17 protein-coding genes and 3 pseudogenes are annotated in these 20,316 nt (G+C 60.2%); 18 read left to right on the forward strand and 2 right to left on the reverse strand.

The genetic code is table 11. The annotated features are described in order from the left end of the window. Positions 1–59: 59 nt before the first annotated feature. From fabF to AT700_RS10025, 7 genes are read left to right on the forward strand one after another with little or no spacing between them, the layout of a single operon-like run. Entirely contained in the window at positions 60–1,304 is a 1,245-nt protein-coding gene (gene fabF, locus AT700_RS09995; RefSeq protein ID WP_003104132.1) for a beta-ketoacyl-ACP synthase II, read from the forward strand. Continuing rightward, entirely contained in the window at positions 1,304–2,119 is an 816-nt protein-coding gene (gene pabC, locus AT700_RS10000) for an aminodeoxychorismate lyase (RefSeq protein WP_003110198.1), read from the forward strand. Before fabF ends, pabC begins: the two co-directional genes overlap by 1 nt. A 5-nt stretch (positions 2,120–2,124) precedes the next feature. After that, positions 2,125–3,174: an endolytic transglycosylase MltG gene (gene mltG, locus AT700_RS10005; RefSeq protein WP_003104128.1), complete on the forward strand. Its 1,050-nt coding sequence runs from the start codon at positions 2,125–2,127 to the stop codon at positions 3,172–3,174. Between the two features lie 28 nt (positions 3,175–3,202). Next, positions 3,203–3,835 carry a dTMP kinase gene (gene tmk / locus AT700_RS10010; protein ID WP_003122486.1) on the forward strand — a complete coding sequence of 211 codons (633 nt, stop codon included), beginning with the start codon at positions 3,203–3,205 and terminating at the stop codon, positions 3,833–3,835. Then, positions 3,828–4,814 (forward strand): DNA polymerase III subunit delta', encoded by a 987-nt coding sequence (locus tag AT700_RS10015; protein ID WP_003104126.1) that lies wholly within the window; start codon positions 3,828–3,830, stop codon positions 4,812–4,814. Before tmk ends, AT700_RS10015 begins: the two co-directional genes overlap by 8 nt. Before the next feature lie 33 nt (positions 4,815–4,847). Next, positions 4,848–5,204: a PilZ domain-containing protein gene (locus AT700_RS10020; protein ID WP_003091119.1), complete on the forward strand. Its 357-nt coding sequence runs from the start codon at positions 4,848–4,850 to the stop codon at positions 5,202–5,204. 14 nt (positions 5,205–5,218) lie between these two features. Continuing rightward, a complete protein-coding gene (locus AT700_RS10025) occupies positions 5,219–5,995 on the forward strand; it encodes a TatD family hydrolase (RefSeq protein ID WP_048521023.1) in 777 nt (258 codons plus the stop codon). Between the two features lie 225 nt (positions 5,996–6,220). Here the strand turns inward: AT700_RS10025 and AT700_RS10030 are convergent, their stop codons facing one another. After that, positions 6,221–7,354 carry an aminotransferase class V-fold PLP-dependent enzyme gene (locus AT700_RS10030; RefSeq protein WP_003118082.1) on the reverse strand — a complete coding sequence of 378 codons (1,134 nt, stop codon included), beginning with the start codon at positions 7,352–7,354 and terminating at the stop codon, positions 6,221–6,223. Between the two features lie 85 nt (positions 7,355–7,439). Between AT700_RS10030 and AT700_RS10035 the strand changes: the two genes are divergently transcribed. Both AT700_RS10035 and AT700_RS29330 read left to right on the forward strand, forming a co-directional pair. Then, on the forward strand, positions 7,440–8,078 hold the full coding sequence (locus tag AT700_RS10035; RefSeq protein WP_003091114.1) for a TetR/AcrR family transcriptional regulator: 639 nt from the start codon (positions 7,440–7,442) through the stop codon (positions 8,076–8,078). Positions 8,079–8,227: 149 nt separating this feature from the next. After that, positions 8,228–8,350: pseudogene (locus AT700_RS29330) on the forward strand (radical SAM protein); the annotation flags it as partial. A gap of 715 nt (positions 8,351–9,065) precedes the next feature. Here AT700_RS29330 and AT700_RS10040 read toward each other — a convergent pair. Further along, a pseudogene (locus AT700_RS10040) lies at positions 9,066–10,194 on the reverse strand (IS3 family transposase). A 72-nt stretch (positions 10,195–10,266) separates the two neighbouring features. On the opposite strand from AT700_RS10040, the gene AT700_RS10050 reads away from it, so the two are divergent. The 9 genes and pseudogenes from AT700_RS10050 to AT700_RS10085 all read left to right on the forward strand — a co-directional run. Further along, positions 10,267–10,827, forward strand: coding sequence for a DUF6088 family protein (locus AT700_RS10050; protein ID WP_048521039.1), 561 nt, complete (start codon positions 10,267–10,269; stop codon positions 10,825–10,827). A gap of 156 nt (positions 10,828–10,983) precedes the next feature. Further along, complete coding sequence (locus AT700_RS10055; RefSeq protein ID WP_048521040.1) at positions 10,984–11,172, forward strand: hypothetical protein; 189 nt, start codon at positions 10,984–10,986, stop codon at positions 11,170–11,172. A gap of 71 nt (positions 11,173–11,243) precedes the next feature. After that, a complete protein-coding gene (locus AT700_RS10060; protein WP_048521041.1) occupies positions 11,244–14,264 on the forward strand; it encodes a type I restriction endonuclease subunit R in 3,021 nt (1,006 codons plus the stop codon). Between the two features lie 3 nt (positions 14,265–14,267). Further along, the gene (locus tag AT700_RS29335; RefSeq protein WP_078801546.1) at positions 14,268–15,578 is read left to right on the forward strand and encodes a restriction endonuclease subunit S; all 1,311 of its coding nucleotides are present in this window, start codon (positions 14,268–14,270) and stop codon (positions 15,576–15,578) included. Positions 15,579–15,580: 2 nt separating this feature from the next. After that, the gene (locus AT700_RS10065; protein ID WP_048521042.1) at positions 15,581–16,720 is read left to right on the forward strand and encodes an AAA family ATPase; all 1,140 of its coding nucleotides are present in this window, start codon (positions 15,581–15,583) and stop codon (positions 16,718–16,720) included. Continuing rightward, positions 16,717–17,130 (forward strand): hypothetical protein, encoded by a 414-nt coding sequence (locus AT700_RS10070; protein ID WP_048521043.1) that lies wholly within the window; start codon positions 16,717–16,719, stop codon positions 17,128–17,130. Before AT700_RS10065 ends, AT700_RS10070 begins: the two co-directional genes overlap by 4 nt. After that, positions 17,127–18,779, forward strand: a complete 1,653-nt coding sequence (locus tag AT700_RS10075; RefSeq protein ID WP_048521044.1) for a type I restriction-modification system subunit M — start codon at positions 17,127–17,129, stop codon at positions 18,777–18,779. The genes AT700_RS10070 and AT700_RS10075 overlap by 4 nt, the downstream gene beginning before the upstream one ends. Positions 18,780–19,029: 250 nt before the next feature. Further along, positions 19,030–19,311, forward strand: a complete 282-nt coding sequence (locus AT700_RS10080) for a hypothetical protein (RefSeq protein ID WP_048521045.1) — start codon at positions 19,030–19,032, stop codon at positions 19,309–19,311. Positions 19,312–19,524: 213 nt separating this feature from the next. Then, positions 19,525–20,301: pseudogene (locus AT700_RS10085) on the forward strand (radical SAM protein); the annotation flags it as partial. Between the last annotated feature and the right edge of the window lie 15 nt (positions 20,302–20,316).

Below are 20,316 nucleotides of genomic sequence, written 5' to 3' on the forward strand. Positions count from 1 at the left end.
CTTACCTACTCTGGTAGTCTGTCGGCGCAACCCCGTGAAATGAGAAAGAGGAAGTCGTAGTGTCGCGTAGACGCGTCGTCATTACTGGCATGGGCATGCTGTCGCCGTTGGGCCTGGATGTCCCGAGCAGTTGGGAAGGTATTCTCGCCGGTCGCAGCGGGATCGCCCCGATCGAGCATATGGACCTGTCCGCCTATTCCACCCGCTTCGGTGGTTCGGTCAAGGGTTTCAATGTCGAGGAATACCTGTCCGCCAAGGAAGCCCGCAAGCTCGACCTGTTCATCCAGTACGGTCTCGCCGCCAGCTTCCAGGCCGTTCGCGATTCCGGCCTGGAGGTCACCGACGCCAATCGTGAGCGTATCGGCGTATCCATGGGTTCCGGTATCGGCGGCCTGACCAATATCGAGAACAACTGCCGATCCCTGTTCGAGCAGGGGCCGCGGCGCATCTCGCCGTTCTTCGTGCCCGGTTCGATCATCAACATGGTTTCCGGCTTCCTGTCGATCCACCTGGGTCTGCAGGGGCCCAACTACGCCCTCACCACCGCCTGCACCACCGGTACCCACAGCATCGGCATGGCTGCTCGCAACATCGCCTATGGCGAGGCCGACGTGATGGTCGCCGGCGGTTCCGAAATGGCTGCCTGCGGTCTCGGCCTGGGCGGTTTCGGCGCGGCTCGCGCGCTCTCCACTCGCAACGACGAGCCGACCCGTGCCAGCCGTCCGTGGGACCGGGATCGCGACGGCTTCGTCCTGTCCGACGGTTCCGGCGCCCTGGTGCTCGAAGAACTGGAGCACGCCCGTGCCCGCGGCGCGCGGATCTATGCCGAGCTGGTTGGCTTCGGCATGAGCGGCGACGCTTTCCACATGACCGCGCCGCCGGAAGACGGCGCCGGTGCCGCCCGCTGCATGAAGAACGCGCTGCGCGATGCCGGCCTGGATCCTCGCCAGGTCGATTACATCAACGCCCATGGCACCTCCACCCCGGCCGGCGACATCGCCGAGATCGCCGCGGTGAAGAGCGTGTTCGGCGAGCATGCCCATGCGCTGTCGATGAGTTCGACCAAGTCGATGACCGGCCACCTGTTGGGTGCCGCCGGTGCGGTGGAGGCGATCTTCAGCGTGCTGGCCCTGCGCGACCAGGTCGCCCCGCCGACCATCAACCTGGACAACCCGGACGAAGGTTGCGACCTCGACCTGGTGGCCCACGAAGCCAAGCCGCGCAAGATCGACGTGGCCCTGTCGAACTCGTTCGGTTTCGGCGGGACCAACGGCACCCTGGTGTTCCGCAGGTTCGCCGACTGATGCTGGACTGGGTCGACGGCCGGCCCGCCGCCGAGCTGTCCGTGCGCGATCGCGGACTGGCCTATGGCGACGGGCTGTTCGAGACCCTGGCGGTGCGCGCCGGCACGCCGCGTCTCCTGGAGCGCCACCTGGCGCGCCTGGAAGAGGGGTGTCGGCGCCTGGCGATCCCTCTCGACGCCGCGGCGTTGCGCCAGGAGTTGCTGGCGTTCTGCGCGGCGCTGGGCGACGGTGTCGCCAAGCTGATCGTCACCCGCGGCGAGGGTTTGCGTGGCTACGCGCCGCCTGCCGAGGCCTCGCCGCGGCGAATCCTCTCCGGATCGCCGCGTCCGGCCTATCCCGAGCGCCACTGGCAGCAAGGTGTGCGCCTGTTCGCCTGCCGCACGCGCCTGGCCGAGCAGCCCCTGCTGGCCGGCCTCAAGCACCTCAATCGCCTGGAGCAGGTCCTCGCCCGTGCCGAGTGGAGCGACGCCGGGCATGCCGAAGGGCTCATGCTGGACGTGCACGAGCGGGTAGTGGAGGGCGTGTTCAGCAACCTGCTGCTGGTTCTCGACGGCACCCTCGTGGCGCCTGACCTGCGGCGCTGCGGCGTCGCGGGAGTGATGCGCGCGGAATTGCTCGAGCGCGCCGAAGGAATCGGCGTCCCGCTGGCGATACGGGATGTTTCCATGGCTGAACTGGCGACGGCCGACGAGGTCTTTCTGTGCAACAGCCAGTTCGGCATCTGGCCGGTCCGGGCATTGGACGAGCACGTCTGGCCGGTCGGCGAGCTGACCCGTAAACTGCAAGACCAACTTCGCGACGACCTGGATTTCTGACTTTGATGCGCAAACTGCTGGTGCTGCTGGAGAGTGGCCTGTTGTTCGTTGGCCTCTGCGTCGGCCTGGCTGCATGGCAGCAGCAGCGGGCGCTGGAGCAGCCCCTGCAATTGACCGAGGAGCGCCTGCTGGACGTTTCCTCGGGCTCCACGCCGGGCGGCATGCTCGCGCGTCTGGAGCAGGAAAAGGTGCTCCATGGCGCGTTCTGGCTGCGCCTCTACTGGCGTTTCAACCTGCCGGGCCAGGCCCTGCACAGCGGCGAATACCGCCTCTTGCCGGGGATGAAGGGCGCCGACCTGCTGGAACTCTGGCGTGAAGGCGAGGTGGTGCAGTACAGCCTGACCCTGGTCGAGGGCTGGAGTTTCCGCCAGGTGCGCGAAGCGCTCGCCAGGCAGGGCAAGCTGGAGCAGACCCTGGCCGGCCTGAGCGACGGCGAGATCATGCAACGCCTCGGCAAGCCCGACGAAGTGGCCGAAGGGCGCTTCTTCCCCGATACCTACCGCTACACCCGTGGCATGCGCGACATCGACATACTGCGCAAGGCCTACCAGCGCATGCAGACCATCCTCGCCAAGGAATGGGATGGCCGCAGCCAGGACCTGCCTTATCGCGACGCCTACCAGGCGCTGATCATGGCCTCGCTGGTGGAAAAGGAAACCGGCGTGCCGGAAGAGCGTTCGCAGATCGCCGGCGTCTTCGTCCGCCGCCTGCAGCGCGGCATGCTGTTGCAGACCGATCCGACGGTGATCTATGGCATGGGCGAGCGCTACAACGGCAAGATCACCCGCGCCGACCTGCGCGAACCGACCCCTTACAATACCTATGTGGTGCCGGGTATGCCGCCGACTCCGATCGCCCTGGCCGGGCGCGAGGCGATTCGCGCCGCGCTGCATCCGGCCGAGGGCGAGACCCTGTATTTCGTGGCGCGCGGCGATGGCAGCCACGTGTTCTCCAGCAGCCTGGACGAACACAACAAGGCGGTCCGCGAGTACCAGTTGAAGCGTCGCTCGGACTATCGCTCCAGCCCCGCGCCCATCACCCCGCCGCCACAATGAGCGGCGCAGCCAAGATAAGGAGTGCCGTGTGACCGGCCTGTTCGTCACCCTGGAGGGCCCGGAAGGGGCCGGCAAGAGCACCAACCGCGACTACCTGGCCGAGCGTCTGCGCGAGCGCGGCATCGAGGTGCAGTTGACCCGCGAGCCTGGCGGCACGCCTCTCGCCGAGCGCATCCGTGAACTGCTGCTGGCGCCCAGCGACGAGCCGATGGCCGCCGATACCGAGCTGTTGCTGATGTTCGCCGCGCGGGCCCAGCATATCGCCGGGGTCATCCGTCCGGCACTGGCGCGCGGGGCCGTGGTGCTCTGCGATCGCTTCACCGATGCCACCTATGCCTACCAGGGCGGCGGGCGCGGCTTGCCGGAGGCGCGCATCGCCGCGCTGGAAAGCTTCGTCCAGGGCGACCTGCGGCCCGACCTCACGCTGGTCTTCGACCTGCCGGTGGAAATCGGCCTGGCGCGGGCGGCGGCGCGTGGCCGGCTCGACCGTTTCGAGCAGGAGGACCGACGCTTCTTCGAGGCCGTGCGTCAGACCTACCTGCAGCGCGCTGCGCAGGCCCCGGAGCGTTACCAGGTGCTCGACGCCGGGTTGCCGCTGGCCGAGGTGCAGGCTGGCCTGGATCGGCTGCTGCCGAATCTGCTGGAGCGTCTGAATGGCTGATATCTATCCCTGGCAGCAGGCGCTCTGGAGCCAACTGGGCGGCCGCGCCCAGCACGCCCACGCCTATCTGCTCTACGGTCCCGCCGGGATCGGCAAGCGTGCCCTGGCCGAGCATTGGGCCGCCCAGCTGCTCTGCCAGCGGCCCGCCGCCGCTGGCGCATGCGGCGAGTGCAAGGCCTGCCAGTTGCTGGCCGCCGGTACCCATCCGGACTACTTCGTGCTGGAGCCGGAGGAAGCGGAGAAACCGATCCGGGTCGACCAGGTCCGCGACCTGGTTGGCTTCGTGGTGCAGACCGCGCAACTGGGCGGGCGCAAGGTCGTGTTGCTCGAGCCCGCCGAGGCGATGAACGTGAACGCCGCCAACGCCCTGTTGAAAAGCCTCGAAGAGCCCTCGGGCGATACCGTGCTGCTGCTGATCAGCCACCAGCCCAGCCGCCTGTTGCCGACCATCAAGAGCCGCTGCGTGCAGCAGGCCTGCCCTTTGCCGGGCGCGGCGGCGAGTCTGGAATGGCTGGCGCGGGCCCTGCCCGACGAGCCGGCCGAGGCCCTGGAGGAACTGTTGGCGCTTTCCGGCGGCTCGCCGCTCACCGCCCAGCGCCTGCACGGCCAGGGCGTGCGCGAGCAGCGCGCGCAGGTGGTCGAGGGGGTGAAGAAGCTGCTCAAGCAGCAGATCGCCGCCAGCCCACTGGCCGAAAGCTGGAACAGCGTGCCGTTGCCATTGCTCTTCGACTGGTTCTGCGACTGGACGCTGGGCATCCTGCGCTACCAGTTGACCCACGACGAGGAGGGGCTGGGGTTGGCCGACATGCGCAAGGTGATCCAGTACCTGGGCGACAAATCCGGGCAGGCCAAGGTGCTGGCCATGCAGGACTGGCTGCTGCAACAGCGGCAGAAAGTGTTGAACAAGGCCAACCTCAACCGTGTCCTGCTTCTCGAAGCCCTGCTGGTGCAGTGGGCAAGCCTGCCCGGGCCGGGCTAGAATCCCGCTGATATTCGACTGGCAGGAACCTGCATGAGTTTGCCACCCAATCTGGGGCCGCGTAACGGCATCCTGTCCTTGACCATCAAGGACAAGTCCGTGCTGTACGCCGCCTACATGCCGTTCATCAGGAACGGCGGGCTGTTCATTCCCACCAACAAGAACTACAAGCTCGGCGACGAAGTCTTCATGCTGCTCAACCTGATGGAAGAGCCGGAGAAGATCCCGGTGGCCGGCAAGGTCGTCTGGATCACCCCGAAGGGCGCCCAGGGCAACCGTGCGGCGGGCATCGGCGTGCAGTTCAACGACGGTGACAACACCGCCCGCAACAAGATCGAAACCTACCTGGCCGGGGCGCTGAAGTCGGACCGGCCGACCCACACGATGTAACGCTAGACAGGATCATGCTGGTCGATTCCCACTGCCACCTCGATCGCCTCGACCTGGCCGCCCATGGCGGCTCGCTCGATGCGGCGCTGGATGCCGCGCGAGCGCGTGGCGTCGGTCAATTCCTCTGCATCGGCGTCAGCGCCGACAATGCCCAGGCGGTGAAGGCCCTGGCCGAGCGCTATGCCGACGTGCACTGTTCGGTGGGCGTGCACCCGCTGGACCTGGAGCCCGGAAGCGCGCCAGCGCTGGACTGGCTGCTGGGCGAACTGGCGCATCCGCGGGTGGTGGCGATCGGCGAGACCGGCCTCGACTACCACTACGAACCGGAAGCCGCCGAGTTGCAACAGGAGGCGTTTCGCCTGCACCTGGAAGCCGCGCGGATCACCGCCAAGCCAGTGATCGTGCACACCCGCGAGGCGCGCGCCGACACGCTGGCGCTGCTGCGCGAGGCTGCGTTGCCGCAGGCCGGCGTGCTGCATTGCTTCACCGAGGACTGGGAAATGGCGCGATCGGCGCTGGACCTGGGCTTCTACATTTCCCTGTCCGGCATCGTCACCTTCCGCAATGCCGATGCCCTGCGCGAGGTGGCTCGCCAGGTACCGGCCGACCGGCTGTTGGTGGAGACCGACTCGCCCTACCTGGCGCCGATTCCCCATCGCGGCAAGCCGAACCTGCCGGAATACGTGCGCGATGTCGCCGAATTCCTCGCGACGTTGCGTGGCGTCGGCCTGGAAACCCTGGCGGAGCAGACTACCGCCAATTTCCATCGGCTGTTTCCGTTGGCCCGCTAGGCCGGCGCACGGATAAAAAAAACCCGGGTTCTGGGGGATGAATCCGGGTCAAGACCATTAGGAGTGGAACAAAGGTACGCATTCCTCGGTACCTTCACTGGCTGGGTACTTGGGGGGAGATACCGCGCGCCAGTACCTTTCAGTATTGGTCATGTTCGTGGGGCGTCCAGACAGGGCTGGCGGTTTTTTAAACAGATTTGGAATACCCTTGCCGTCCTTGAGTACCTAGGTGCCTGCGACCTGGCGCAAGATCGCCAGGGTATCGTCGATCACCGTCGAACTCGTGTAGAAGTGCGGGGAAAAACGGATACCTCCGCCACGCTGGGCGCAAATGACCCGTTCCTGGCGAAGCGTTTCGAAGAGTGTCCGATTGTCCTGGCCGTCCAGGCTGAAGGTCAGGATGCCCGCGCGTCGGCTCGGGTTCCGCGGGCTGTGCAGGCGTACCCCGGGAATTCCCGACAGACCGTCCTGTAGCCACTGGACGCGCTCGGCGATGTCTCTGCCGACCCGCTCCATGCCGACCTCCTCCAACAGCCCCAGGCTGGCCTCCAGGGCCATCGCGCCGAGCATGTTCGGGCTGCCGCATTCGAAGCGCCGGGCGCTGCGCGCCGGCCGCCAGTCGCGACGCTCGTAATCGAGGGCATGTTCCAGCATGTGCCAGCCATATTCGTGCAGCGCCAGGCGCTCGCGCTGCTCGGGATGGCAATAGAAGACGCCCAGCCCTTCGGGGCCGAGCATCCACTTGTGCCCATCGGCCATGGCGAAGGCACAATCGTAGGCCTGTACGTCGAAGGGCAGGGCGCCGAGCTGCTGGATCGCGTCGATGCAGAACAGCACCCCGCGGCGGCGACATCCCGCGCCGATGCGCTCCAGGTCAAGGCGCAGGCCGCTGGCGTACTGCACCGCGCTGATCGACAGCAGGCGGGTGCGCGGGCCGCAGGCGGCGAGCAGGGCGCTCTCGGGATCGTCGCCGGCGAGACCGACCTCGACCACTTCGACGCCGCGCGGGCGCAAGGCTTCCCAGACCACTCTATTGGAGGGGAACTCCTCGTTGCCGATGACGACCTGGTCGCCCTCTCGCCAATCCAGGCCGAAGGCTACGAAGGAAAGCGCCTCGGAGGTGTTCTTGACCAGGGCGAGGTCGCTGCCGGCGCGCGCATTGAGCAGTCGGGCAAGGCGCTCGCGCAGGCGATGTTCTATCTTCAGCCATTCCGGATAGTCGCTGGCGCCGTGGGCGACGTTCTCCCGGGCGAAGGCGCTCACCGCGTCGGCGGCGCGTCTAGGCCAGGGTGCGACCGCTGCGTGGTTGAGGTAGCGCAGACCGTTGGTCTGGTCGAATTCGTCCTGGTAACAATTCATCGTCGGATGTTCCGTGCATTTTCGTGCTGAATAGGCATAATACGCGGCTTCGATTTTTGACTCATTTTGACCTGACAGTCTTTTTATGCAGAAAGAGCCTCGCAAAGTTCGTGAATTTCGTCGCCGTGAACAGGAGATTCTCGATACCGCCCTCAAGCTGTTCCTCGAACAGGGGGAAGACAGCGTAACGGTCGAGATGATCGCGGATGCCGTCGGCATCGGCAAAGGCACGATCTACAAGCACTTCAAGTCCAAGGCGGAGATCTACCTGCGCCTGATGCTGGACTACGAGCGCGATCTCGCCGCCCTGTTCCATTCCGAAGACGTAGCCCGCGACAAGGAAGCCCTGTCGCGCGCCTACTTCGAGTTCCGCATGCGCGATCCGCAGCGCTACCGCCTGTTCGACCGCCTGGAAGAGAAGGTGGTGAAGACCAGCCAGGTGCCGGAGATGGTCGAGGAGCTGCACAAGATCCGCGCCTCCAACTTCGAACGCCTGACCCAGCTGATCAAGGAGCGTATCGCCGACGGCAAGCTGGAGAACGTTCCGCCGTACTTCCATTATTGCGCTGCCTGGGCGTTGGTGCATGGCGCCGTGGCGCTGTACCACTCGCCGTTCTGGCGCGAGGTGCTGGAAGACCAGGAAGGTTTCTTCCACTTCCTGATGGATATCGGCGTGCGCATGGGCAACAAGCGCAAGCGCGAAGGCGACGCTCCCAGCGCCTGATGCCTGTGGTGCCGGGACGCAGTCACTGCGCCCCGCGCACTCTTTGCCGGCAGGGATATACTCGTCGCCCATCGATCCGCCGGCGGGACGTCGGCTGCCCATTTCCGGCGAATCCGCCGGCGGCTCCACGTTCGTTCAGGAGTTCTCCGATGAGTGTCCGTGAATTCCCTATCCACTACATCGAACCGGTGTTCCGGCCCCCGAGCGAGGCGCATTCGCTGATCCTCCCGGTGACCAATGGCTGTTCCTGGAACAAATGCGGCTTTTGCGATTAGTTATCCCTAAGTGAGTCCCTAGAAATCATCGAAAAACTCTAGTTCCCTGCGGTTTGGAGGTTAATTCTCGACTCCATGGCCTGTTGGTCTGCTCTCCCCCCTGCAGGAGTTACCCCAGAGAAGTACACGTTTTCCCAAACCGCATAAGCACAAAGTCATAGCGTAGGAATCATGTCGCTCAGGTCGCATCAGGGCCGGCCAGGAGCGACAGGCCTCATGGGCAGTTTCGCCTGACAGTGGTGACGACAGCGGTTGTCCTCTCGCTGACCATCTGATCCGGCTTGCGCATAATTAGTGCAGCCTACGTAAATGCGAATTGCTTTGTGCTGACCTGGGCAGAAATCTTGGGTCGCCGCTCTGCTGGGTGGTAGTAACTGCATTGAGTTGAGTTGCGGCGCCAGGGGCGTCCTCATCATTCTGGTTGAGTCACTAACCAGAGTTCACGTTATGCTCACTCCACTCAACCTCTTCGATGTCATTAAATACACCGACTCATCACACTTCGCCGTTCAGAGGGCGTGGTGTTTTCATGGCTTTCGAGAGGGTGCTCTACAAAAGCTATCGTCCCCCGTTCAAGGTTTGGGGGAGTGATCCATGCCAACAGTCCTTGAGTCGTCCCACCAAGAGTTCAGATCCTTCGTGGTCGATGCGACTGGCATACAGCATGTCCTGCCGGTCATCGTTGACCTGCCCCCAGTTTTAGTACCGCTGCCTAGTTAGTAGGCCCTGGGGTTGATATTAATTTTTCCTGCTTCAGTTGCTGCTGGCGAGTTCGCCAACTTGCAGCAAATTCTGCCGGGGTGAGATTGCCAATCGCGCTGTGCGGTCGGTGTTCGTTGTAATCCCGCCGCCAGGCCGCAATGCGGATTCTCGCTTCGGCCAGCGAACAGAACCAGTGCTCATTGAGGCATTCGTCCCGGAACTTACCGTTGAACGACTCGATGAAGGCATTCTGCGTGGGCTTACCAGGCTGAGCTTGATGTCGCGCTGATAGGCCCATTGATCGAGTGCCTTGCCGGTGAACTCGGGCCCCTGGTCGGTGCGGATCGCTTTCGGGTAGCCGCGAAACCGCGCCATCTCGTCCAGCGCCCGTGTGACACGAAAGCCGCTGATACCGTGCTCCACCAGGATGCCGACCGACTCCTTGGTGAAGTCATCGACCACCGTCAGGCATTTGATCCGCCGCCCGGTGCTCAGTGCATCGAAGACGAAGTCCATCGACCAGACCTGGTTTGGTGCGCTCGGCAAACTCAGACGTTCGCGCTCCACCGCGACGCCATGGCGGCGGCGCCGCCGTTTCACCATCAAGCCGGCAGCGCGGTACAGGCGATAGATCCGCTTGTGGTTGACCTGCACGCCAGCACGCCGCAGCAGGATGTGCAGGCGGCGATAGCCAAAGCGCCGGCGCTCTTGGGCCAGTTCCACCAGTTGGGCTTGCAGCTCGGTGTTTTGCACACTGGCTCGCGGCTGGTAGCGCAACACCGAGCGGGACAGCCCGATCAACTGACAGGCACGACGCTCGGAGATGCCGGTTCGCGCCTGCATCTCCTGCACCGCCTCCCGCCGTGCTGTCGGGCTTACCCTTTTCCCCGGGCGACCACTTTCAGCGACTCGATGTCGAGGTGGGCCTCGGCGAGCAACTTCTTCAATCGGCTGTTTTCCAGTTCAAGATCCTTCAACCGTTTGGCGTCCGCCACGGTCATACCGCCAAACTTGGCCCGCCAGGTGTAGAACGAGGCATCACTGAAGCCGTGTCGGCGACACAGTTCCTTCACCGGCACACCGGCCTCCGCCTGCTTGAGGAAGTCGAGAATCTGCTCTTCGGTAAAACGCTTTTTCACTGCCGTCTCCTGCTCGGAAAACGGACTCTACTAAGTTTGACGTGGTACTGAAATCGGGGGGGCAGGTCATTCGTGCGCAACGTCTTCGCAGAGTTGGGGTCGCGTGCAGCGGTCGATAAAGCGCTCTCCAGGCTAGTGCAGTTAGGTTGCCTGGAGCGTGTAGCCCGCGGTGTCTATATGCGCCCCAAGCTAAGCGAGTACACCAGCCAGCTGGTAAAGCCTAGTCCGCTAGCAATCATGAATGTCCTTTCCAAGGCGAATGGAGAGACGATTCAGATACATGGAGCTGAGGCCGTGCGCAGGTTGGGGCTCAGCACTCAGATGCAGGTGGTGCCGGTCTACTACACCAGCGGCAGAACCCGAGAAATCAAGGCTGGCAATGCTGTGGTTCGTCTCAATCATGTTTCCAGTGATCGCTTGCAGCATGCCGGGAACAAGGTAGGCCTGGCGCTCACGGCGCTTTACTACCTCGGTAAAGATGGGGCGTGTCCCCACGCGCTTTCCAAAATAGCCGATACCCTGAGCCCGGACGAATTGACCACGCTGCTTGCCTGCAGAATGCCCAAATGGATGCGGGCGGCATTGGCTCCTTTCGCTGAAGAAGCATCACTGGCGGTGTCTTCGGGGCGCTAGCCAAAGCTTCCAGCACACCAGACCGAATGGATCGCAATGTTGGGTTGTGACCATTTGACTCAAGCCGGGTGCAACTTCATCGAAGCTATGTATTTGTGCTGTTAAGTTAAATGCAAAGGCAGTACATTTACGTGACTTTTTTGACGAGGCCCTGCCATGTCACGCCTTAAGGACGAAACCCTTTCGATCCGCACCTCCGCTGAGATCAAGCAGCTTTTGCGTATGGCGGCTGATCGCGAACGCCGCTCGGTGGCATCGATGGTCGAGATTTTGGTGCTGGAGTACGCGCGCAATCATGACTTGAGTCTGAACCACCCAGGCGGGGAGCCCAAGACGAATGCTTGATGTGGCTCTGATTCGCCACAGGTAGCCGCCTATCCGCCACATCGAAGCCTCTATGACGGCAGGACTGATTCATGACCATCACCGAACACCAGATCGAGCAGGACCTGCTCGCCAAGCTCGGCGACCTCAAGTACAGCTATCGCCCCGAGATTCGCGACCGCGCCGGGCTCGAAGCCAACTTTCGCGAAAAGTTCCAGCAGCTCAACCGCGTCAACCTCACCGATGAGGAGTTTGCGCGCCTGCTGGAAGAGATTGTTACACCCGACGTGTTCACCGCCGCGCAAACGCTGCGTACACGCAATAGCTTCATCCGCGAAGATGGCACGCCGCTGAACTACACCCTCGTCAACATCGAAGACTGGTGCAAGAACAGTTTCGAGGTTGTAAACCAGCTGCGGATCAACACCGACAACAGCCACCACCGTTTTGACGTCATCCTGCTCATCAACGGTGTGCCGGTCGTGCAGATCGAACTAAAGACGCTGGGCATCAACCCGCGCCGCGCCATCGAGCAGATCGTCGAGTACAAGAACGACCCTGGTAACGGCTTCACCCGCACGCTGTTGTGCTTCATGCAGGTGTTTATCGTCAGCAACCGCGTTTCAACCTACTACTTCGCCAACAACAACTCTCGGCACTTCAGTTTCAACGCCGATGAGCGCTTCCTACCCATTTACCAGTTTGCTGCGCTGGATAACACCAGGATCACCGGGCTGGATGATTTTGCCGATGTCTTCCTGCCCAAGTGCACGCTCGGCCAGATGATCAGCCGTTACATGGTGCTGGTCGCCAGCGAGCAGAAATTGCTCATGATGCGGCCCTACCAGATCTATGCCGTCAAAAACATTGTCAAGTGCATCGAAGAAAACAGTGGCAACGGCTATATCTGGCACACCACCGGCAGCGGCAAGACGCTCACCAGCTTCAAGGCCTCCACCCTGCTCAAGGCCAATCCGAACATCGAAAAGTGCCTGTTCGTGGTCGATCGCAAAGACCTCGACCGGCAAACCCGCGAGGAATTCAACCGTTTCCAAGAAGGCTGCGTCGAAAGCAACACCAACACCAGCGAGCTCGTCCGTCGTATGCTGTCGGACGATGCGGCCGACAAGGTTATCGTCTGCACCATTCAGAAGCTTGGCCTGGCACTGGACGAGGGCAGCAGACGCAACAAAAGCCGCGAGAAGCGTGGACTTGCAACTTATGCCGAGCAGCTCGAAGCGCTGCGCGATAAGCGTATCGTCTTCATCTTTGACGAATGCCACCGTTCGCAATTCGGCGATAACCATCAGGCCATTAAGACGTTCTTCCCCAAGGCCCAGCTTTTTGGCTTTACCGGCACGCCAATCTTCGAGGCCAATGCCAGCATTAAGCAGATCAGTGGCGAAGAGAAGACGCTAAAGACCACGCAGGATTTGTTCCAGCAATGTCTGCACGAATACACCATTAGCGATGCCATCGACGATCGCAATGTTTTGAAGTTCCACGTCGACTACTACAAACCCGACGGGAAGAACCCACCCAAACCCGGTGAAACCCTGGCCAAGCGCGCCGTCGTTGACGCCATCCTCGCCAAGCACGATGCCGCTACGGGGGGGCGCAAGTTCAACGCGATTCTGGCCACAGCTTCCATCAATGATGCCATCGCCTATCACGCACTATTTGAAGAGGCTCAGGCCGAGAAACTGCAGGCCAACCCCGAGTTTGTGCCGCTAAATATCGCCGCCGTGTTCTCTCCGCCGGGCGACGTGAGCGCCGATGTACGTCAGTTGCAGGAAGACCTGCCCACCGAGCTGGAAGACAACCAGCAGGAGACGGACGCCAAGAAGGCGGCGCTGCAAGCGATCATTGCCCGCTATAACGCCCGCTTCGATACGAACCACCGCATTGAGGAATTCGACCTCTACTACCAGGACGTGCAGCAGCGCATCAAGGATCAGCAATGGCCGGATGCCGACCTGCGCAAAGCCAACCCCAGGGCCCCGCAACACAAGATCGACATCACCATCGTCGTCGACATGCTGCTCACCGGCTTCGACAGCAAGTACCTCAACACGCTTTACGTCGACAAGAATCTCAAACACCACGGCCTTATTCAGGCCTTCAGCCGTACCAACCGCGTGCTGAATGATACCAAGCCCTTTGGCCATATCCTCGACTTCCGTGGGCAGCAAGACGCGGTGGACGCTGCCATCGCGCTTTTCTCCGGCGCGAAGGCCGATGAGGCGCGCACAATCTGGTTGGTGGACAAAGCCCCTGCGGTTATCGAAAAGCTCCAAGAAGCCGCACTCGGCCTGCACAGCTTCATGGAGGCATACGGGCTTTCAGGCAAACCCGAGGAGATTGCCACGCTCAAGGGCGACGAAGCCCGGATCGGCTTTGTCGAAGCCTTCAAGAAGGTGCAGAAGCTGCAAACCCAGCTCGACCAGTACACCGACCTTACCCCCGAGCAGGAAGCCTCTATCCAGGCCATCCTGCCGCCGGACGAACTCAACGCCTTCCGTGGCCAGTACCTGGAGACGGCCAGACGCCTGCGCGACGAGCGAGCCAAGCCTGGCGATGCCAAGCGCGAGGAACTGGAGCAGCTCGATTTCGAGTTCGTGCTCTTCGCTTCCGCCACCATCGATTACGACTACATCATGAGACTGATCGCCGACTTCTCCACCAAGAAGCCTGGCAAAGCCACCATGAGCCGCGAACAGCTGGCCAGCCTGATCGCGAGCGACGCCAAATTCATCGACGAGCGCGATGACATCACCGAATACGTGATGAGCCTCAAGGCCGGCGAGGGCCTGGACGAACGCGCCATTCGCATGGGCTACCAGCAATTCAAGGCGGTAAAAGCCTCCCGCGAACTGACCGAGCTAGCGGCCAAGCACGGACTGCCCACTGCAGCACTACAAAGTTTTATGGATGAGGTACTGGAGCGCCGCATCTTCGACGGCGAACAGCTAACCGAATTGCTCGCCCCGCTGGAACTGGGTTGGAAGGCGCGTACGCAGAAGGAATTGGCCTTGATGAGCGAGCTGGCACCGATGCTGAAGAAGCGAGCCGGCGGCCGGGATATCTCAGGCCTCCAGGCGTATGAGGATTGATCAATGGTGAAGGCGGGCAATAAAGCGATGGTACCTCGGTTGCGGTTTCCGGAGTTTCAACACGAGGGAGACTGGACGACAGTAAAGCTTGGGGCTGTTGCGACGATTAGCACAGAAAAAGTTGGCAATAACATTTGCGTGCCGATGAGCATCACATCCGGCGTGGGGCTTGTAAGTCAAGAGGACAAGTTTGGCCGTGTAATCGCTGGCGACTCATACAAAAGCTACTTGCTCTTGAAGCCAAACGATTTTGCTTACAACAAGAGCGCTACCAAGGAATTTCCTGAAGGTTTTCTCACTCTGTACTCGGGTACGGAGCTGGCTGCGGTTCCGAACAGTATATTCACTTGCTTTCGGATCAACGGCGCGTCGCCAAATACGCGGTTTCTGAACTATCAATTCTCAGACAACCTGCACGGGCGTTGGCTGCGCAAGTTCATTCAGGTTGGGGCTCGGGCGCATGGTTCGTTGAGTGTCAGTGATGGCGACTTGCTGGCGCTGCCCATTCCCGTTCCGGCGGGCACAACATCGGTCGCAGAACAACAAAAAATCGCCGACTGCCTCACCTCTCTGGACGAGCTGATTACAGCGCAGGAGCGAAAAGTCGAGGCATTAAAGACTTACAAGCGCGGCCTGATGCAGCAGCTCTTCCCCCGCGAAGGTGAAACCCTTCCCCGTATCCGCTTTCCCGAGTTCCGTGGTGCGCCAGAGTGGCAAGCCAAGCCATTAGGAGAGCTTGTGCAACTGCAGTCTGGATTTGCATTCTCAAGCAGTTTCTTCTCGGACTCAGGCCAGAAGTTGGTGACCCCAAAGAACTTTACAAAGACGGGTTTCGGAAATTTTGAGAGTTCGATCTCGAAATATACAACAGAGGAAGTGTCAGAAAAATACCAGTGTCGCCCAGGTGATTTACTTGTGCTTCTGACAGATTTAACTCCTACTTGCGCACTTTTAGGTCAGCCGATAGAAGTGACTGAGGCGGACGGCAACCTGCTACTCAATCAGCGAGTGGTGAAGATTGAACCAATATCAGCGCGGGTTAATAAGAGTTTTCTAAAGCAATTTCTGCTAAGCGACTCTTACCGCAAGGTTATAGTAGGAACTGCAACCGGGACTACCGTTAAGCATAGCTCTAATAAGGTTCTGGAGGGAATAGAGTTCGTTTTCCCTCAAGAAGAGGAGCAGCTCTGCATTGCTACTTGCCTTTCCTCCTTAGATGTGCAGATTTTCGTCGAATATAAAGCAATCGAACTAATAAAAACTCATAAGGCGGGACTCGTGCAGCAGTTGTTTCCGTCTCAAGGGGCGGCTTGACAATGGCTGTTATATTGTTTTCAGATTTGTCGGCACTGGCACAATACTTACGTGAGAACCTTGAATTAAAGAAGTTCTCGCTTATTTATGCCTACAATGGGACGGGAAAAACAAGGCTGTCTGGAGAATTCAAGGAGCAGGGTAAGAAGTTCGGCGAGGACCGCGAGATCACGCAGCGTGATACGCTTTATTTCAATGCGTTCACCGAAGATCTTTTTAACTGGGATAACGACCTCAAAAACGACCGAAAGCGAGTGCTGAAAATCAACGGCGATTCTCGTTTCTTCTCAGGGCTAGAAACGCAGGAAATGGATAATCGTATCCGCCCGCTGCTAAACCGCTACGCAGACTTTGACTTTCGCATCGACACCACCGAGTGGGAGGTGAGCTTCTCCCGAGAAGTGGAGATCGACGGTAAGAGGACAACGGTAGAAGACATCAAGGTCTCACGTGGCGAAGAGAACATCTTCATCTGGTGTTTCTTTCTCGCCATAGTGCAGCTCGCGCTCGATGGTGACGAGGCCTACGAGTGGGTGAAGTACGTCTACATCGACGATCCGATTTCATCTCTTGACGAGAACAATGCGATCGCTGTGGCCCACCACTTGGCCCAATTACTGATGGCCACCGATAAAGGGCCGCGCGTGGTCGTGTCCACGCATCATGTACTTTTCTTTAACGTGCTATGCAATGAGTTCAAGGGCAAGGCCTACAAGCATCTGCTGAAGAGGGGGGCGGCGCTGGGTAGCTATTCGCTAGTGGATACCTCGGCCAGGCCCTTTCTTCACCATCTATCAAACTTAGTTGAGCTGTATGACGCGCAGGCCAGTGGTTCCCTTTACACCCACCACTTCAACATGATGCGGCGAGTCATGGAGCAGACCGCAAATTTCTTGGGGCTGGACGACTGGAAGGCCTGCATTGCCGCGCCGGATGGTGCAGACAAGGCACTGCACAAGCGCTTCATTGATCTGATGAGCCATGGCGACTATTCGCTCTATGAGCCTCGGGAAATGATGGAGGAGAACAAAGCGTACTTCCGGATTATCTTTCGGCAGTTCATTACCGGGCACCCCTTCAATCGCGCACTGTTTCCGAACCTTTTCAATATAGCGGGCGCGACCCCGGATGTTGACGCATGAGAGGACTCATCCTCTACACCACTGGCGACGAATGCAGCCAGGTCAAGCTGCGAGCCAAGGATCAGCCGGTCTGGCTCTCTCAGCGTGAAATGGCAGAGGTGTTCGACGTCAGTACCGATAAAGTCAGCCTGCACCTGAAGAATATCTTTCACGATGGCGAGTTGAGCCGTGAGGCGATCCCCGTGAGCTTCTGGCGCCAGAACGTGGACCAGATCATCGGTAGCAACGGTTTTCCGCTGCTCACCCATGCCGGCAAGGTGAGCTACGCGCAAATGGAACGTGCCACCATTGCGCTTTATCTCGATTATGACCAACGCCGCAAACAGAAGGAGGCACGTCAGGCCGACGCGCAGGACGAAGCTGAACCCAAGGCGCTGGAAAACACACTCAAGAAACGGCCCAAACCATGACCGAACAAGACCAGAAACAGCTGGGCAAAACCCTATGGGCGATTGCCGACCAATTACGTGGTTCGATGAACGCCGACGATTTTCGCGATTACATGCTGTCCTTCCTCTTCCTGCGCTACCTCTCGGACAACTACGAACAGGCTGCGAAGCGGGAGCTGGGGCCCGATTATCCGGACGTGGCGCCGGACGTGATGGAGCAGACCGAAGCCACGACACCGCTGCAAATCTGGTATGAAGAGAACGCCAGCGACGTGGTGGCGTTCGAGAAGCAGATGCGCCGCAAGGTGCACTATGTAATCGAGCCAGAGTACCTATGGGGCAACATCGTTCAACTGGCCAAGACCCAGAGCGACAAGCTGCTCGATACCTTGCAACGGGGCTTCAAGTACATCGAGAACGAGTCCTTCCAAAGTAACTTCCAAGGATTGTTCTCGGAAATCAACCTCGCGTCCGACAAGCTCGGTCGCAAGTACGAGGATCGCAATGCCAAGCTGTGTTCGATCCTCTCGGAGCTGGCGCGCGGCATGTCGCTGTTCTCCACCGACACCGACACGTTGGGCGACGCTTATGAGTACCTGATCGGCCAATTCGCCGCAGGCTCGGGCAAGAAGGCGGGCGAGTTCTACACCCCGCAGCAGGTCTCGAACATTCTTTCGGCCATCGTCACGCTCGACGGCCAGGCGCCCGAGACCGGTCTCCGCAAAAAGCTGGAAAGCGTGTTCGACTTCGCCTGTGGCTCGGGCTCGCTGCTGCTGAACATCCGGCACCGCATGAAGGACGCGGGTGGTAGCATCGGCAAGATCTACGGGCAGGAATACAACATCACTACCTACAACCTGGCGCGCATGAACATGTTGCTGCACGGGGTGAAGGACACCGAGTTCGAGATTTACCACGGCGACACGCTGACCAATGCCTGGGACTTCCTGCGCGAGACCAATCCGGCGAAGAAACCGCAGTTTGACGCGGTGGTGGCCAATCCGCCGTTCAGCTATCGCTGGGATCCGAGCGATGCCATCAGCGAAGACATGCGCTTCAAGAACCACGGCGTGGCACCCAAGAGTGCGGCGGACTTCGCCTTCCTGCTGCACGGGCTGCACTACCTCAAAGACGATGGCGTGATGGCCATCATCCTGCCGCACGGCGTGCTGTTCCGGGGTGGTGCGGAAGAGCGTATTCGCCGCAAACTGCTGCAGGATGGACACATCGATACCGTGATCGGGCTGCCGGCCAATCTGTTTTATTCAACAGGCATCCCGGTTTGTATTCTCGTGCTGAAGAAGTGCAAAAGATCGGACGATGTGCTGTTTATCAACGCGGCCGAGCACTTCGAGAAGGGTAGGAGGCAGAACCAGCTAGCAGACCGACATATCGACAAGATTATCGAGACCTACGAGCAACGCCCAGCGGAAGTACCGCGCTATGCGCGACGGGTAAGCATGCAGGAGATCGAGAAGAACGACTTTAACCTGAATATCTCGCGCTACGTCAGCACGGCGGTGGCCGATGAAGAAATAGACCTGACGGCCGTGCATGCCGAGCTTGTGGCACTGGATCAGAGGATCAAGACGGCCACCGATAAACACAATGAATTCCTCAAGGAACTTGGGCTGCCGCTGCTACCCTACGGTTCTGAGGTATCACGGTAAGAAACGCCTATGGCAATTTGGTTGGTCCCTGTGAGCTCGCACGGCGGGTTCAAATCCCTATTAGAATTTGAATCCAATACACCATCGTTCCACCGCCAAATAATATCGCGGAAAATCAGTAAATAATTCTCCGCACTTTTTACGTTCGAGCAGGCGCACAACGTACCGGTCGGCGTTTGTTACGGGCTTGAGGTCAAAGCATCGCATAGGCTTTCGACCTCGGTGGGAAGCTTTCAATGAGGTCGCAGTTATGGAACAGGCCGAATCTGTCACTGATATCTTTTGCGATGTTTGTGGCAACAGCATGCGTGTTGAAGGGTATGGGTTGCAATTCGGAACCCTTCGCGCCAGTTGGGAACTCGGCTCGGCTCATGCTGGCGAGCGTTATGAAGTCCATCTGTGCGAACTCTGCTTTTTCAGGACCCTGGCAGGCTTGAAGCGCGAGCGAATGGTGAACTCGATGTTCAGTGCCAGCAACGAGGACTTGAGCCGTTTCGGTCTTATCGCGCGCGATGATTCTTCCATCGTTTGAGTAAGCTCAGCGCTCTCATCTCCCCCCCCCCTCATGTCTCATGTGCCGTTCATTTTTGTACAAGCGGAGTGTGGTTTGCTCAAGGCTCTGATAGTGCTTTTAGGAGTGCACAAAACATTGATGCTCAAAAGAAGTCCAATAGTAAGGTCATAAAAATCAATTACTTGCTTTTCATGTGCTTCTTTTTTGTATGATGGCAGGATAACTACCAATGAGATGTATACCCAGCCGCAAAAGAAATTTCGCGCCCGCGACGAGAACGAGGTACTGGAGGAGATCCGCCGCTGCGGCGAGCGCCTGATCGTCAAGCGGGTGTTTCTCGCCGATGGCGACGCCCTGGTATTGCCGACCCGCCGGCTGCTCGCGGTGCTGCAGGCGATTCGCCAGCACTTGCCGGAGGTGGAGCGGGTATCCAGCTACTGCCTGCCGCGCAACCTGCGCAGGAAGTCGGTCGACGAGTTGCGCGAACTGGCCGACGCCGGGCTGCGAATGGCCTATGTCGGCGCCGAGTCCGGCGACGACGAAGTGCTGGCGCGGGTCAACAAGGGCGAGACCTATTCCTCTACCCTGGATGCGCTGGAAAAGCTTGGCGAGGCGGGGATCAGTCGTTCGGTGATGATCCTCAACGGTCTGGGCGGAATGACCCTGAGCGCGCAGCACGCGGACAACTCCGCGCGCCTGATGAACGCCGCCCAGCCGGAGTACCTGTCGACCCTGGTGGTGAGTTTCCCTACCGGCGAGCAGCGTTTCCGTGCTGGCTTCGCCGATTTCGAGGCGCTGGATCGGCGTGCCCTGTTCGTCGAGGTCGAACGCCTGTTGCAGGGTTTGGAGCTCGAAGACACGGTATTTCGCAGCGACCACGCTTCCAACTATCTGGTGCTCAAGGGCGAACTGGGTGCCGACAAGGCGCGCCTGCTGGCCGAGGTCCGCCAGGCCATCGAGCAGCCGCAGCACGCTGCCCTGCGCCAGGAGTGGCAGCGTGGCCTGTGATGGCGCGGAAGCTGC

The organism is Pseudomonas aeruginosa, from assembly GCF_001457615.1.
GTDB classification, from domain to species: Bacteria; Pseudomonadota; Gammaproteobacteria; order Pseudomonadales; family Pseudomonadaceae; genus Pseudomonas; species Pseudomonas aeruginosa.

Bases quoted from the DNA above. Each gene is read 5' to 3' on its own strand.
- pabC (WP_003110198.1), top strand. From the start codon at position 1,304: ATGCTGGACTGGGTCGACGGCCGGCCCGCCGCCGAGCTGTCCGTGCGC.
- mltG (WP_003104128.1), top strand. From the start codon at position 2,125: ATGCGCAAACTGCTGGTGCTGCTGGAGAGTGGCCTGTTGTTCGTTGGC.
- AT700_RS10015 (WP_003104126.1), top strand. From the start codon at position 3,828: ATGGCTGATATCTATCCCTGGCAGCAGGCGCTCTGGAGCCAACTGGGC.
- AT700_RS10020 (WP_003091119.1), top strand. From the start codon at position 4,848: ATGAGTTTGCCACCCAATCTGGGGCCGCGTAACGGCATCCTGTCCTTG.
- AT700_RS10025 (WP_048521023.1), top strand. From the start codon at position 5,219: ATGCTGGTCGATTCCCACTGCCACCTCGATCGCCTCGACCTGGCCGCC.
- AT700_RS10030 (WP_003118082.1), bottom strand. From the start codon at position 7,354: ATGAATTGTTACCAGGACGAATTCGACCAGACCAACGGTCTGCGCTAC.
- AT700_RS10035 (WP_003091114.1), top strand. From the start codon at position 7,440: ATGCAGAAAGAGCCTCGCAAAGTTCGTGAATTTCGTCGCCGTGAACAG.
- AT700_RS10055 (WP_048521040.1), top strand. From the start codon at position 10,984: ATGTCACGCCTTAAGGACGAAACCCTTTCGATCCGCACCTCCGCTGAG.
- AT700_RS10060 (WP_048521041.1), top strand. From the start codon at position 11,244: ATGACCATCACCGAACACCAGATCGAGCAGGACCTGCTCGCCAAGCTC.
- AT700_RS29335 (WP_078801546.1), top strand. From the start codon at position 14,268: ATGGTGAAGGCGGGCAATAAAGCGATGGTACCTCGGTTGCGGTTTCCG.
- AT700_RS10065 (WP_048521042.1), top strand. From the start codon at position 15,581: ATGGCTGTTATATTGTTTTCAGATTTGTCGGCACTGGCACAATACTTA.
- AT700_RS10070 (WP_048521043.1), top strand. From the start codon at position 16,717: ATGAGAGGACTCATCCTCTACACCACTGGCGACGAATGCAGCCAGGTC.
- AT700_RS10075 (WP_048521044.1), top strand. From the start codon at position 17,127: ATGACCGAACAAGACCAGAAACAGCTGGGCAAAACCCTATGGGCGATT.
- AT700_RS10080 (WP_048521045.1), top strand. From the start codon at position 19,030: ATGGAACAGGCCGAATCTGTCACTGATATCTTTTGCGATGTTTGTGGC.